Raw genomic sequence first — 13,552 nt, 5'->3', positions numbered from 1 at the left:
GCCGGAGCTTTCAGCGCTCCGGCGAACGGGTGGCGAGAGGCGGCGGGGCGTAGCCGGTCTCGAAGTGGCACGTCTCGTCCCCGTAGCGCGGCTCCAGATCGGCGCAGAGTTCGGCGACGCGCGCGGCCGTCGGGCGCCGCCCGTCCTCGATCCAGTCGACGAGCGCTTCCAGAAGGGCCGGATATTGCGGAGCCGAAAGGCGCGAATGCTCGCCTTCGCGAACGAAGGTCTGCACCAGGAGATCGGCATTCCCGGCCGCGGCGACCGTTCGGCGATACTCGTCCTCCAGTTCCACGAAGGCCGTCGGATCGTCGATCGCGTGCACCGTCAGGGTCGGCAGGACGATCTGCCCCGTCAGGCCCGAATCGTAGGTCAGCCGTCGCAGGCCGTCCGGGTCGGCACGGAACCGTTCGACCCCTTCGTTCAGCGCCTCGTCGTCGTGCGAGCCCTCGTAGCGAACGCCCTCGTTGGTGAAGGGGTTCAGCCCGTCCAGCCGCTCGCCGACGATGTCGGCGAAGGTGTTGGTCGCAAAGTTCAGATGCGCGACCAGCGTGCGCTCCGGCACGCGGGTGACGGCCAGAATGTCGGCGAGGTTGCGGGCTTCCTCCTCGCTGCGCTCCTCGGGCGCCTTCGAAAGGCCCGTGCACTCCTCGACCCGCGCCTCGATGTCCGCGCGCGCGATCGGCTCCGAGCCCTCGGCACGGCCGCGCCAGAGCGGATACTGCTCCTCGTCCGCGCGCGGGTGGTTCCGGCAGTAGAACTGGTAGACGGCCCGCAGATCGGCGCGGAAGTCGTAGGGACGCGGCCCGCCGGCGAGCAGGCCGTTGGTCAGAAGGACACCGTCGAAGCGTCGGGCTCCGTCGCCGCCGATGGCGTAGAGTTCGGCCGTCTTGGCCGCGACATTGCCGCCCCAGCTCTGGCCGTGGAGGATCGTCACCTCCGGCTCGCCCACCGCCTCGACGGCGATCGGCACCAGATTGAGCATGTCCTCGGCCGCCATCCGCACGCCGAACCCTTCGCGCCGGTAGTTCGAGCCGGCCCAGGCATAACCCTCCTCCACCATCATGGCGAAGCGGGCGAGGTCCTCGTCGGCGTCCTCGCGCGCGGGCGGCGAAAGGCGCGGCCCGCCGTGGGCGTGGAGAACGAGCACGCCGTTCCAGTCCTGCGGCTTGGCGATCAGATACCAGGCGCCGTTCTCGTCCTGGCCCCGGAAGCATTCCGTCCCGGCGGGAACGCTGTCCGGGCAGTCGGCCGTCTCCTGCGCCAGCGCAGGGCAGGCCGACAGGGCGGCGGCTGCGAGCCCCGCGAACGCGATGGAACGTGTGTGGAACGGCATCTGACGATCTCCCCTTCGTCGAAGGGGTCGATGCTAAGGGGGGCCTTGCGATTCGCCAAGCCGAGCGCCGTCAGCCCTTGGCGAACTCGCTCGGCGAGAATTCGTAGGTCTCGTTGCAGAACTCGCAGGTGACCTGGATGCGGCCGTCCTCGACCGAATCCTCGATCTCCTCGGCCGAGAAGCCGTCGAGCACCGCCTTGATCTTGTCGCGCGAGCAGGAGCAGTCGTCCTCGACGGGCGTCGCCGGGAACACCCTCACGCCGCGCTCGTGGAAGAGGCGGAAGAGCAGGCGTTCGACCCCGACATCCGGGTCCGCGAGCTCGGAGGCTTCGATCGTGTCGACGAGCGCGCGCGCCTCGGTCCAGGCGTCGTCCGGCTCGAAGTCGAACGCGTCCTCCACGCCCTCCGGCAGGTCGCCGCCGGGAAGGTCGGGCATGCGCATGCGCTCGGGCGCGGCGGGCAGGAACTGCGCCACGAGCCCGCCGGCACGCCAGCTTTCGGCGAAGCCGCCGCCCTCCTGGCGCCGCGCGATGCGCGCGACGGCCAGCCGCACGGCCGTCGGGATCTGTTCGGACTGCCGGAAATAGCCTTCCGCCACCGCTTCGAGCGTCGCGCCGTCGAGCGCGACGATGCCCTGATAGCGCTGCATCTCCGGGCCCTGATCGACGGTCAGCGCCAGCGTTCCCGTGCCGAGCAGACGTTCGGGCTCGGTCTGACCGGCGGCGATCGCTTCCGCCAGCCGCTCGGCGTCGAAGCGCGCATAGGCCCGCACCGAGGAAGGCGTGCCGAAATCGACGACGAGAAGATCGACCGGACCGTCGGTCTGAGTCTGCGTGGTGAAGCGGCCGTCGAACTTCAGCGAGGTGCCGAGGAGGACGGTGAGGACGATCATTTCGCCCAGGAGCCGCGCGACCGGCTCGGGATAATCGTGGCGCGAGAGGATCGAATCCACCATCGCGCCGAGCTGGACGGCGCGTCCGCGCGTATCCAGCGCCTCGACCTGGAAGGGAACGACCGCGTCGTCGCCCGCATAGCCGAACTCGCCGAGTTCGTGACCCTCGGTCTCGCTCATGCCCGAACCTCGCCGAACATCCAGGCGAGCACCGACTTCTGCGCGTGCAGGCGGTTCTCCGCCTCGTCGAAGACCACCGATTGCGGCCCGTCGATCACCTCGTCGGTCACCTCCTCCCCGCGATGGGCGGGCAGGCAGTGCATGAAGAGCGCCTTCGGGTCGGCATGCGCCATCAGCGCCGCGTTCACCTGATAGGGCTGGAAGACGTTGTGGCCGCGCGCCGCCTCCTCGCGTCCCATCGAGACCCAGGTGTCGGTGACGACGCAATCGGCGCCCGTCACCGCCTCGACGGGGTCGTAGGTGGTGAGGATGTCCGCGCCGCGCCGCTTGGCCGCCTCGATGAAGAGGCCGGAGGGCTCCGAGCCTTCCGGCGTCGCGATCCGCAGCTTGAAGCGCAGGGCCGCCGAGGCCTCGATCAGCGAGTTCAGGACGTTGTTGCCGTCGCCGGTCCAGGCGAAGGTCTTGCCCTCCACCGGGCCGCGATGCTCCTCGAAGGTGAGGATGTCGGCCATCAGCTGGCAGGGATGGGTGTCGTCGGTCAGCGCGTTGACGACCGGCACGGTCGCCGCTTCCGCGAGCTCCAGAAGCCGCGAATGCTCGGTCGTGCGGATCATGATCGCATCGACGTAGCGCGACAGGACGCGCGCGGTGTCGGCGATCGTCTCGGAGCGGCCGAGCTGCATCTCGGTGCCGGAGAGGAACAGCGTCTCGCCGCCCAGCTGGCGCATCGCCACGTCGAAGGAGACGCGCGTTCGGGTGGAGGGCTTTTCGAAGATCATGGCGAGCATGCGCCCTTCGAGCGGGCGCGGACCGCCCCGCCCCTGCGCCTTGCGCGCCTTGGCGTCCTCCAGGATCGCGCGAAGCTCGCTCGGCTCGACGACGGCCAGGTCGAGGAAGTGCCGCGTTCCGGCCCTCACGCTGCGGTCTCCGTCCGGACGGACTGGAGCGCGCCCAGCGCGCTTTCCATCCGCGACAGACCCTCGCGGATCTCCTCGGCGGTGACGATGAGCGGCGGCAGGAGGCGCACCACGTTGTCGCCCGCCGGCACGCTGAGAAGGCCCGCCTCGCGGAAGGCGCCGACGATCTCGCCGTTCGGAACGCGGCCCTTCAGGCCGACCAGCAGCCCCTCGCCGCGCGCCTCCTCCACGACGTCGGGGAAGCGGTCGGCCAGGGAGGCGAGCCCTTGCTTGAACAAGAGCCCCATGTCGCGGACGTGCTCCAGGAAGCCTTCGGACAGGACGACGTCGAGAACGGCGTTGCCGACGGCCATCGCCAGCGGGTTGCCGCCATAGGTCGTGCCGTGGGTGCCGGCGGTCATGCCCGCGCTCGCGGTTTCGGTCGCAAGGCACGCGCCCATCGGGAAGCCGCCGCCGATGCCCTTGGCTGAGGCGAGGATGTCCGGCGTCACGCCGATCCCCTGATAGGCGTAGAGATGCCCGGTGCGGCCGATTCCCGTCTGCACCTCGTCGAAGAGGAGCAGGAGGCCGTGCTCGTCGCACAGGTCGCGCAGCCCCTGCAGGAAGGCGCGCGGGGCGCGGCGCACGCCGCCCTCGCCCTGGATGGGCTCGATCAGCATGGCGGCCGTCTGCGGGCCGATCGCGGCCTTCACCGCCTCCAGATCGCCGAAGGGCAGCTGGCGGAAGCCTTCGGATTTCGGGCCGAAGCCTTCCAGATACTTCGCCTGCCCGCCGGCGGCGAGCGTGGCGAGCGTGCGGCCGTGGAAGGCGCCCTCGAAGGTCAGGATCTCGATGCGCTCGGGCGCGCCGTTGACGTAGTGGTAGCGGCGCGCCGTCTTGATCGCGCATTCCAGCGCCTCGGCCCCGGAATTGCCGAAGAAGACGCGGTCGGCGAAGGTCGCCTCGACCAGACGTTCGGCCAGGCGCGCCTGACCGGGAATCTCGTAGAGGTTGGAGACGTGCCAGAGCTTTGCCGCCTGCTCCGTCAGCGCGCCGACGAGGTGCGGATGGGCATGGCCGAGCGCGTTGACCGCGATGCCGGCGCCGAAATCGAGGAAGGTCCGGCCGTCGTCGGTCGTCACCCACACGCCCTCGCCTCGCTCGAACTTGAGGTTCGCTCTCGCATAGGTGGCGTAGAGGGCGGACCTTGCTGCGTTCGCGGCGACCATGGCGGGACTTCCGGCAGATGAAGGGTACGGCGGTCTCTTCAGAAACGAACGAAGCCTGCGGGAGGCAGGCTTCCGGACCATCTTATGATCGTCGAGGCATCGTTTCAGGCCGCTGTATACCATGGGCGCGACGCGCATTGTCAACGCGGCGGGCCCCGCCGGCCCGGCGCGGGACCGCCGTTCGGAACGCGGCAAGCTGGGGATAAGCCGATTTTCGATTCGTGCGGCGGGTTGCTCGCCTTGTCAGCGAGTCCGGCCATACGTTAATGTTTGAGCACATACCATATATCGCGCGGCGGACTTCAGTATCACATAGATATAGACGACCTCCCGGGGCCTTCAGACCCTCGGGTCGAGGACGGATTCCGCAAGACGCGCGTAAGAGACGAGGACTTTTCCCGATGAGCTGGACGGACGAACGCATCGAGCTCCTGAAGAAGCGGTGGACCGAGGGCAACAGCGCCAGCCAGATCGCGGCCGAGCTCGGCGGCGTCACGCGCAACGCGGTGATCGGCAAGGTGCACCGCCTCAAGCTGGAAAGCCGGATCAAGGCCGTCCCTTCGGAAACCGAGACCGTTGCGGCCGCCGCTCCGCGTCCCGTGATCGTCGAGACCCCGGTCGTCGAGGAGAAGGCACCGCGCCTCGTCGTTGCGGCGCCGGCGTCCATCTCGCGCCCCGCGCCCCAGCCGACCGCGCGCTCGGTGGGCTCGGCCGCGCTCAAGGTCGAGGAAGTGGTCGATCTCATCGCCCAGCCGGCGGTGGAGAGCGAGCCGCGCCGCAGCGCCGAGATCGTGCCGATCTCGCGCAACCTCACCCTGGTCCAGCTTTCCGAGCGCACCTGCAAATGGCCGCTGGGCGACCCGCTCTCGCCGGACTTCCGCTTCTGCGGCAATCATTCCGGCGACGCCTCGCCCTACTGCCAGTACCATGCGCGGATCGCCTTCCAGCCGGTCGCCGACCGCCGCCGGGCGCGCTGATCGATGGCGGACGCGACGAACCTGCCCGACCGCCTGTCGAACGACCCCGACAGCCCCTTCCATGACGAGGCGCTGCTCCAGCGCGGCATCGGCATCCGCTTCAAGGGCGTCGAGAAGACCAATGTCGAGGAGTATTGCGTCTCCGAGGGCTGGATCCGCGTGGCGGCCGGCAAGACGCTCGATCGCAAGGGCAAGCCTCTGACGATCAAGCTGAAGGGCGAGGTCGAGCCCTATCTGCGCGACGACGCGCCGGCGGAGGGCTGAGCGCGCCGAGCGCTTCCGATCCTGCGCATCGGGCTTTCGGGAACCGGGTACGGGTCTCGGGCCGGTGCGGCAGCCGATGATACGGGCCGGCGCCTCGGCGTCCGGTCCGCGCGTTCCCCTTCGCCGCCCTTCGTCCAGGACGGCGAAGGGGAACGGTCTTTCGTCTTCCGCTCGTGGGCCGACCGTCGGCGCCCTGCCACGCTCTCATCCGCCTGCCGGGACTTGTCTCCCCAAGGGGAGAAGGGGAGGCTTCGCCGCCCTGCCCGTCCGCCGTGTCGACCGTTCGAATGCTTGGGTGAGCGCACCGAAAGAGGCGCCATTCCTCTCCCGGAACGGGAGAGGGTGGATGCGAGCGCGAGCGAGCAGCCGGGTGAGGGCCTCGTCGGGCTCGGCCGCTGAAGACGGTTCTTCCTTCGCCACGCTCATCCCGTGACCGCACCCAGGACGATCATCGAGCGCCGGCGCCCTGCGATGCCCTCATCCGCCTGCCGGCACCTTCTCCCCAAGGGGAGAAGGAGAAGCTTCGCCGCGATGTCGACCGTTCGAATGCTTGCGTGAGCGCATCGAAAGAGGCGCCATTCCTCTCCCCTCGGGGAGAGGGTGGATGCGAGCGCGAGCGAGCAGCTGGGTGAGGGCCTCGTCGGGCTCGCCGCTGAACACAGTCTTCAGCTTCGAGGCCCCGTCCCCAGCGTTAGCCATCCCGCGTTGCGTCTTCGGACCGCAACAAGACTCCAAGTGACTTCACGGAAGTCTGGCGGTAGAAGAATGGGGCCGCAATGTGGCGGCGAGGCATCCGCCTGTGGGATGCCGTCAACGGAGCCTCTCCCATGCGGAGCCTTCTCGCCGCGCTCATCAGCGCTTCCGTCATCCTCTCGGCCACGGCCGCTTCGGCGCTGGACCGCCGCGTCGTCATCCACAACGGCGCCAAGGAGCCGATCTTCTACCTTCACGGGTCCAACACCGGCACCACCGACTGGGAGGAGGACATCCTCGGCAACGACGTCCTGATGCCCGGCGCGGAAGTGCGGGTGAACTTCGACGACGGCACCGGCTTCTGCGTCTTCGACTTCAAGGCGACGTTCGAGAGCGGGCGCGAGGAAACCGAATACGGGGTGAACGTCTGCGAGGTCTCGCGCTTCACCTTCCGCTGAGGCGGCCGCAGACGCAAAGCCGCGGCGCTTACGCTTCGCCTTCTCCCGCTGCGCGGGAGAAGGTCCCGGCAGGGGGATGAGGGCATGACGCCCGCAACGTCAGAAAAGAGGACGTCCGCGCAACGCCGAGCTCGACGACGCCCCTGTCTGTGCCTGGATGTTGTAGGCTGTTGATCCGCCAGCGGCGTTGCGTCCGCCGGGGCGAGCCACTCGTCTCGCCCGTCCTTCGGACCCCTCTCCCTTTGAGGGAGAGGAGTGCGCGTCGTCCTGCTTCCGCGCATCCACGTGCCCGAGGGGCGTCCGCGGTCCCTCAGGCCGATTTCGCCGCGAAGGTCTCGTCGAGCGAGTAGCCGGCGCCACGCACGGTGCGGATCGGGTCGCGCAAGCGGCCGCGATTGATCGCCTTGCGCAGGCGCCCGACATGGACGTCGACGGTGCGCTCGTCGACATAAATCCCCTGCCCCCAGACGCCGTCGAGCAGCTGCTCGCGCGAGAACACGCGGCCGGGCGCCTGCATGAGGAATTCCAGCAGCTTGAACTCCGTCGGGCCGAGGCGCACCTCGCGGCCCGCCCGGCGCACGCGGCGCGTCTCGCGGTCGAGGTCGAGGTCGCCGGCCGTCAGCTGCGTCGCGACGCGCTCGGGGCTCGCCCGGCGTAGCATGGCGCGGATGCGCGCCATCAGCTCCAGCGTCGAGAAGGGCTTCACGACATAGTCGTCCGCGCCGACGGACAGGCCGCGCACGCGCTCGTCCTCTTCGCCGCGCGCCGTCAGCATCAGGATGGGCAGGCGCTGCGTCTCGGAGCGAAGGCGCAGGCGCCGGCAGAGCTCGACGCCGGACAGGCCCGGCAGCATCCAGTCGAGGATCAGGAGGTCCGGCACCTTCTCGCGCAGCCGGAGATCGGCTTCGTCGCCGCGCGCGATCACCTCCGCGCTGTAGCCTTCGGCCTCCAGATTGTAGCGGAGAAGAACGCCCAGCGCCTCGTCGTCCTCGACGACGGCGATGTGGGGCCCCGTCGTCACAGGACCGTCCCCACGGTCCCGCCCGGCTCGGCGACGATGGCATGGGTGCGGTCGTCCTTCGGACGCTCGCCTTCGACCTGTTCGCCGGTCTTGATGTAGTAGATCGTCTCGGCGATGTTCGTCGCGTGGTCGCCGATGCGCTCGATGTTCTTGGCCGAGAACAGGAGATGCGTGCAGGCGGTGATGTTGCGCGGGTCCTCCATCATGTAGGTCAGGAGTTCGCGGAAGATCGAGGTGTACATCGCGTCGATCTCTTCGTCGCGCGCCCGCACCATCTCGGCGCGGTCCTCGTCGCGCCGCGCATAGGCGTCGAGCACTTCCTTCAGCTGTTCGAGCGCGAGCCCCGACAGATGCTCCAGGCCCCGCACGAGCTTGACCGGCTGGCCGTGCTCGTGCACGGCGATCACGCGCTTGGCGATGTTCTTGCCCATGTCGCCGATGCGCTCGATGTCGTTCGAGATGCGGATCGCGCCGACGATCTCGCGCAGGTCCTGCGCCATCGGCTGGCGCTTGGCGATGGTGCGGATCGCGTGCTCGTCGAGCTCGCGCTGCGCCTCGTCGAGAAGCCGGTCGTCGGCGATCACGCGCTGGGCGAGCTGGATGTCGCTCTTGATGAGCGCGGTGACCGATTGCTCGACCATCCGCTCGGCCTGCCCGCCCATCTCGGAGATGCGGCGCAGGATGGCTTTCAGCTCGTCGTCGTAGGACGAAACGATGTGTCCGGGCATGCTCTTCTCCCCGTGAGCGGTGCGTGGCTCCGCACGCGATGGTCGCTCAAACTCTTCGGTTCTCGCGCATCGGGCCGTCGAGGGCCCGCTACCCTGTCCGGTCAGCCGAAGCGGCCGGTGATGTAGTCGCGCGTGCGCTTGTCGTCCGGGTTCTGGAACATCTTCTCGGTCGGCCCGACCTCGACGATGCGGCCCAGATGGAACATGGCCGTGCGCTGCGAGACGCGCGCGGCCTGCTGCATGGAGTGGGTCACGATGACGATGGTGAAGTTCTGCTTCAACTCGTCGATCAGCGCCTCGATGGTGGCGGTCGCGATCGGGTCGAGCGCCGAGCAGGGCTCGTCCATCAGGATCACCTCGGGCGAGACCGCGATGGCGCGCGCGATGCACAGGCGCTGCTGCTGGCCGCCCGACAGGCCCGTGCCCTGCTCGTGCAGGCGGTCCTTCACCTCCTCGAACAGACCCGCCTTCTTCAGGGAGGTGACGACGATCTCCTCCAGATCGGCCTTGCTCTTGGCGAGGCCGTGGATCTTCGGGCCGTAGCCGACATTCTCGAAGATCGACTTCGGGAAGGGGTTCGGCTTCTGGAACACCATGCCGACGCGGGCGCGAAGCTCCACGACGTCGAGGCTCTTGTCGTAGATGTCCTCGCCGTCGAGCGTGATCTTTCCGACGACGCGCGCGCCCTCGATCGTGTCGTTCATGCGGTTCAGGCAGCGCAGGAAGGTCGACTTGCCGCAGCCCGAGGGGCCGATCAGCGCCGTCACCTGGCGCTCGGGAATGTCGATGCCGACCTCGTAGAGCGCCTGCTTGGCGCCGTAGAAGACGTCGACCTTCTCGCCCTTCATCTTGATCGGGGTCTTGGGGGCCGGAACCGTCATCGGCTCGGAGACGAGCTTGTGCATGGGAGTATCCATCTGATCGGCTACCAGCGGCGCTCGAAGCGGCGGCGCAGGAGGATGGCGGCGATGTTCATGACCGCCAGGAAGAGGAGGAGGACGATGATGGCGCCGGAGGTGCGCTCCACGAAGGCGCGGTCCGCCTCGTTCGCCCACATGAAGATCTGGACCGGCAGCGCGGTGGCCGCGTCCATCGGGCCGCTCGGATAGTCGGCGACGAAGGCGACCATGCCGATGAGGAGCAGCGGCGCCGTCTCGCCCAGCGCCTGGGCGAGACCGATGATCGTGCCCGTCAGGATGCCGGGCGCGGCCAGCGGCAGCACGTGGTGGAACACCATCTGGTTGCGCGAGGCGCCGAGGCCCAGCGCCGCCGAGCGGATCGAGGGCGGCACGGCGCGGAGCGCGGCGCGCGTCGCGATGATGATCGTCGGCAGCGTCATCAGCGTAAGCACGAGCCCGCCGACGAGCGCGGCCGAACGAGGCAGGCCGAAATAGTTGATGAAGACCGCCAGACCCAGGAGGCCGAACACGATGGAGGGCACGGCGGCCAGATTGTTGATGTTCACCTCGATGAGGTCGGTGAACCTGTTCTTGGGCGCGAACTCCTCCAGGTAGATCGAGGCCGCGACGCCGATCGGCAGCGCCAGAGCGAGCACGATCAGCATCATCATGAAGGAGCCGACGATCGCGACGCCCACGCCCGCCGTCTCGGCGCGCGAGGAGGCGCCGAAGGTGAAGAGCCCGGTGTTGAAGCGCTGCGACAGGTCGCCCGCCTCCTGCAGTTCGTCCATCCAGCGCAGCTGGAGGTCGCTGACCGGACGGCGGCTCTCCTCGACGTTGAGGTTGAACTGGCCCTTGAGCGCGGAATCGATGGTCGAGTTCGCGGGGAGCCAGACCTCCTGCGTCGTGCCGATCACGGAAGGGTCGTCGAGAACGACGTTGCGCAGGATGGTGCGCACGCCCTGGCTGACCATGGCGCCGGCCTGGGTCATCTCCTGGCGGTTTTCCGGGTCGATGCCGAGGCGCTCGGCGATCGCCGCCTGCGCCAGCGCCGGATAGTTCGCCCGCATCAGGACCGCCGGGTCCGGCTGCCCCGTGCCGTCCGGGTCGAGAACCTCGGCCGAGAAGGTGATCGGCAGGCGCAGCTCGGTCTGCCAGAAGGCGGTGTAGCCCTGGCTGATCACCGTCCACAGAAGCCAGACGAGGAAGAACAGGCCGACCGCGATCGCGGAGATGCCGTAGGCCTTGAAGCGGCGCTCGGCGGCATAGCGGCGCTTGATCCCGATGTCGCGGCGCGGCGGCGCCTTCGAAAGGGTCTCGCTCATTACTCGTACTGCTCCCGATAGCGGCGCACGATCTGCAGCGCGACGATGTTGAGCCCCAGCGTGATGACGAAGAGCGTCAGGCCGAGCGCGAAGGCGACGAGGCTCTGCGGCGAGGTGAAGTCGATGTCGCCGGTGAGCTGGGAGACGATCTTGACGGTGACCGTCGTCATCGCCTCGAAGGGGTTGATGGTGATGTTGGCCGCGATGCCGGCCGCGAGGACCACGATCATGGTCTCGCCGATGGCGCGCGACATGGTGAGGAGGAGCGCCGAGACGACGCCCGGAAGGGCGGCGGGCAGGACCACCTTCTTGATCGTCTCCGAGCGCGTGGCGCCGAGGCCGAGCGAGCCGTCGCGAAGCGAGCGCGGCACCGCCGTGATGACGTCGTCGGACAGCGAGGAGACGAAGGGGATCAGCATGATGCCCATCACGAGGCCGGCGGTCAGCACCGACTGCGCCTGAATGAAGGGCACGAAGCCGCCGCCCGCGATCGCGGAGAGCTGCGCGGAGAGATCGCGCAGGAAGGGGCCGACGGTGATGAGCGCGAAGAAGCCGTAGACGATGGTGGGGATGCCGGCCAGCACCTCCAGCAGCGGCTTGACGACCGAGCGCGTCCGGTTGCTGGCGTATTCGGCCATGTAGATGGCGGCGAAGAGCCCGGTCGGCACGGCGAAGAGCATGGCGACGAAGGCGATGTAGAGCGTGCCCGCCAGGAGCGGCACGAGGCCGAACTGTCCCGCCTGCGTCGTGCCGGCCGCCGCGAAGCGCGGCTCCCAGACGGTGCCGAACAGGAACTCGTGGATCGGGACGTAGGAGAAGAACTCGCGCGCCTCGAAGAGCATCGACAGGACGATGCCGACCGTCGTCAGGATCGCGATCGAGGAGGCGATGATGAGGAAGGCCCGCACGATCGCCTCGACGCGGTCGCGCACCCGCTGGCGAAGCGACTGGCGCCAGATCGCGAAGGCGGCACCCGCGAGCGAGAGCGCGATGACGGCGCCCGTCATCAGCGGACGGCTGACGCTCTGCATCTCGATCTGCAGGAGCGCGGCGGGGATCATGAAGTCCTGCGCCACGGCGGCGATGGGGAAGCCGCGGGACTGCAGGATGGGTCGAAGCTCGTCGAGCGTCATCGTCGCGGCGGCGGCGCGCTCGTGCTCGGGAAGCGAGCGCAGCCCCTGCGCCAGCGCGTCGATGATGCCGCCGACGAGCGTCGGGAAGGCGCGCAGCTGCGGCCCCAGATCGTCCGGCAGCGAGGCGGTGACGGCGGCGGAGATGACGCTCGGGGCGACGATCGACCAGATGGCGAGGAGCACCAGGGCCGGGATCGTGGCGAGGCAGAAGGCGTAGGCGCCGTGATAGATCGGGCGCGAGTGGAGCCGCGCCCCCGCCTTCTCCGCGATGGAGAGGCTGCGGCGCTGCGCCAGGACGAAGGCCGCCACGGCGATCGCCAGAACGATGAGAATGATCGTCGTCGTCGACATGAGGACCCGTCGAAGGGAGATGCGGGAGGACAGCGCGGCGGCGGATCGCTCCGCCGCCGCCGAGCCAGGCTCGATTACATCTCGATCGTGGTGCCGTCCGCGAACTTGGTGCGGAACGCCTCACGCTCGGCCTCGGGCGCCGGGACGAGGCCGTACTGCGCCAGCGGGCCGTCCGGGCCGATCATCTGCTCGTCGAGGAAGAACTCGACGAACTCCGAGAGACCCGGGATGACGCCGACATGGGCCGTCTTCACGTAGAAGAACAGCGGACGCGACACCGGATACTCGCCCGTCGAGATCGTCTCGACCGACGGCGTCACGCCGTCGATGGTCGCGACCTGAAGGCGGTCCTGGTTCTGCTCGTAGAAGGCGAGGCCGAAGACGCCGACGCCGTCCGGGTTCGCGCCGATGCGCGAGAGCGTCTCGGTGTAGTCGCCCGAGATGTCTGTGACGAAGTTGCCGCCGCGCAGCTGGAGGCAGGCGTCCTTGTCCTCGCCGGCCGCCTCGAAGGCCGCCAGCGCGCCCGAGGCCTCGCAGCCCGGCTTGATCAGCGCGACTTCGAAGACTTCGCGGGTGCCGTGATTCTCGGCCGGGATGAAGGTCGCGATCGGCTGGTTCGGCAGCGAGGCGTCGACGTCCGACCAGTTCTGGTGCGGGTTGTCGACCAGCTCGCCGTCGACGACGACGCGCGCGGCCAGGGCGTTGTAGACGATCTCCGGCGTCAGCGCGAAGCTGTCGCGGTCGGCGGCCGAGGCGAAGACGATGCCGTCATAGCCGAACTGGACTTCCTGGATGTCGGTCACGCCGTTGGCGGCGCAAGCCTGCTTCTCGTTGGCCGTGATCGGACGCGAGGCGTTCGCGATGTCGATCGTGTTCGAGCCGACGCCCGAGCAGAACTGGGTGAAGCCGCCGCCCGTGCCGCCCGATTCGATGACGGGGGTCGGGAAGTCGGGATAGACCTCGGAGAAGTTCTCCGAGACGATCTGCGAGTAGGGCAGAACCGTCGAGGAACCGGCGACCTGGACGGGCTCAGCGGACTGGGCGAAGGCCGGGCCGGCCAGAACGGTGGCGCCGAGAAGGATGCCGGCGAACTTGCGAGTCATCACGGGGGGATGCTCCTGAATGAGGTTTCGTTGCGAGCGCGGACCTCTCGTCCAATCGGCTCGCGAA

13 protein-coding genes are annotated in these 13,552 nt (G+C 68.7%); 3 read left to right on the top strand and 10 right to left on the bottom strand.

What is annotated here, in order from left to right; genetic code table 11:
* Positions 1 to 10: 10 nt before the first annotated feature.
* The 4 genes from AC6R2M_RS05375 to AC6R2M_RS05360 all read right to left on the bottom strand — a co-directional run bounded on the left by AC6R2M_RS05375 (position 11) and on the right by AC6R2M_RS05360 (position 4,533).
* Entirely contained in the window at positions 11 to 1,336 is a 1,326-nt protein-coding gene (locus tag AC6R2M_RS05375; protein WP_500486218.1) for an alpha/beta hydrolase, read from the bottom strand.
* Positions 1,337 to 1,406: 70 nt separating this feature from the next.
* On the bottom strand, positions 1,407 to 2,408 hold the full coding sequence (locus AC6R2M_RS05370) for an Hsp33 family molecular chaperone (RefSeq protein ID WP_500486216.1): 1,002 nt from the start codon (positions 2,406 to 2,408) through the stop codon (positions 1,407 to 1,409).
* Positions 2,405 to 3,325 (bottom strand): ornithine carbamoyltransferase, encoded by a 921-nt coding sequence (argF, locus tag AC6R2M_RS05365; RefSeq protein WP_500486214.1) that lies wholly within the window; start codon positions 3,323 to 3,325, stop codon positions 2,405 to 2,407. Before argF ends, AC6R2M_RS05370 begins: the two co-directional genes overlap by 4 nt.
* On the bottom strand, positions 3,322 to 4,533 hold the full coding sequence (locus AC6R2M_RS05360; protein ID WP_500486212.1) for an aspartate aminotransferase family protein: 1,212 nt from the start codon (positions 4,531 to 4,533) through the stop codon (positions 3,322 to 3,324). Before AC6R2M_RS05360 ends, argF begins: the two co-directional genes overlap by 4 nt.
* Positions 4,534 to 4,934: 401 nt before the next feature.
* On the opposite strand from AC6R2M_RS05360, the gene AC6R2M_RS05355 reads away from it, so the two are divergent.
* The 3 genes from AC6R2M_RS05355 (at position 4,935) to AC6R2M_RS05345 (ending at position 6,925) form a co-directional block, all read left to right on the top strand.
* Positions 4,935 to 5,510 (top strand): GcrA family cell cycle regulator, encoded by a 576-nt coding sequence (locus AC6R2M_RS05355; RefSeq protein WP_500486210.1) that lies wholly within the window; start codon positions 4,935 to 4,937, stop codon positions 5,508 to 5,510.
* Positions 5,511 to 5,513: 3 nt separating this feature from the next.
* Positions 5,514 to 5,774, top strand: coding sequence for a DUF3297 family protein (locus AC6R2M_RS05350; RefSeq protein WP_500486209.1), 261 nt, complete (start codon positions 5,514 to 5,516; stop codon positions 5,772 to 5,774).
* An 827-nt stretch (positions 5,775 to 6,601) separates the two neighbouring features.
* The gene (locus AC6R2M_RS05345) at positions 6,602 to 6,925 is read left to right on the top strand and encodes a hypothetical protein (RefSeq protein ID WP_500486207.1); all 324 of its coding nucleotides are present in this window, start codon (positions 6,602 to 6,604) and stop codon (positions 6,923 to 6,925) included.
* A 310-nt stretch (positions 6,926 to 7,235) separates the two neighbouring features.
* On the opposite strand, the gene phoB is transcribed toward AC6R2M_RS05345, so the two are convergent.
* The 6 genes from phoB to AC6R2M_RS05315 form a co-directional block, all read right to left on the bottom strand.
* Entirely contained in the window at positions 7,236 to 7,946 is a 711-nt protein-coding gene (phoB, locus tag AC6R2M_RS05340) for a phosphate regulon transcriptional regulator PhoB (protein WP_500486205.1), read from the bottom strand.
* Positions 7,943 to 8,674, bottom strand: a complete 732-nt coding sequence (phoU, locus tag AC6R2M_RS05335) for a phosphate signaling complex protein PhoU (protein ID WP_500486203.1) — start codon at positions 8,672 to 8,674, stop codon at positions 7,943 to 7,945. The genes phoB and phoU overlap by 4 nt, the downstream gene beginning before the upstream one ends.
* Before the next feature lie 101 nt (positions 8,675 to 8,775).
* The gene (pstB, locus tag AC6R2M_RS05330; RefSeq protein ID WP_500486201.1) at positions 8,776 to 9,579 is read right to left on the bottom strand and encodes a phosphate ABC transporter ATP-binding protein PstB; all 804 of its coding nucleotides are present in this window, start codon (positions 9,577 to 9,579) and stop codon (positions 8,776 to 8,778) included.
* A 20-nt stretch (positions 9,580 to 9,599) separates the two neighbouring features.
* Positions 9,600 to 10,898, bottom strand: a complete 1,299-nt coding sequence (gene pstA, locus AC6R2M_RS05325) for a phosphate ABC transporter permease PstA (protein ID WP_500486199.1) — start codon at positions 10,896 to 10,898, stop codon at positions 9,600 to 9,602.
* Positions 10,898 to 12,382 carry a phosphate ABC transporter permease subunit PstC gene (gene pstC, locus AC6R2M_RS05320; RefSeq protein ID WP_500486197.1) on the bottom strand — a complete coding sequence of 495 codons (1,485 nt, stop codon included), beginning with the start codon at positions 12,380 to 12,382 and terminating at the stop codon, positions 10,898 to 10,900. The genes pstA and pstC overlap by 1 nt, the downstream gene beginning before the upstream one ends.
* A gap of 74 nt (positions 12,383 to 12,456) precedes the next feature.
* On the bottom strand, positions 12,457 to 13,485 hold the full coding sequence (locus AC6R2M_RS05315; RefSeq protein WP_500487502.1) for a substrate-binding domain-containing protein: 1,029 nt from the start codon (positions 13,483 to 13,485) through the stop codon (positions 12,457 to 12,459).
* Positions 13,486 to 13,552 lie beyond the last annotated feature (67 nt).

The sequence above is a fragment of the Aureimonas sp. CAS genome, assembly GCF_059838215.1.
This window is presented reverse-complemented; position numbering and strand designations above follow the sequence as displayed.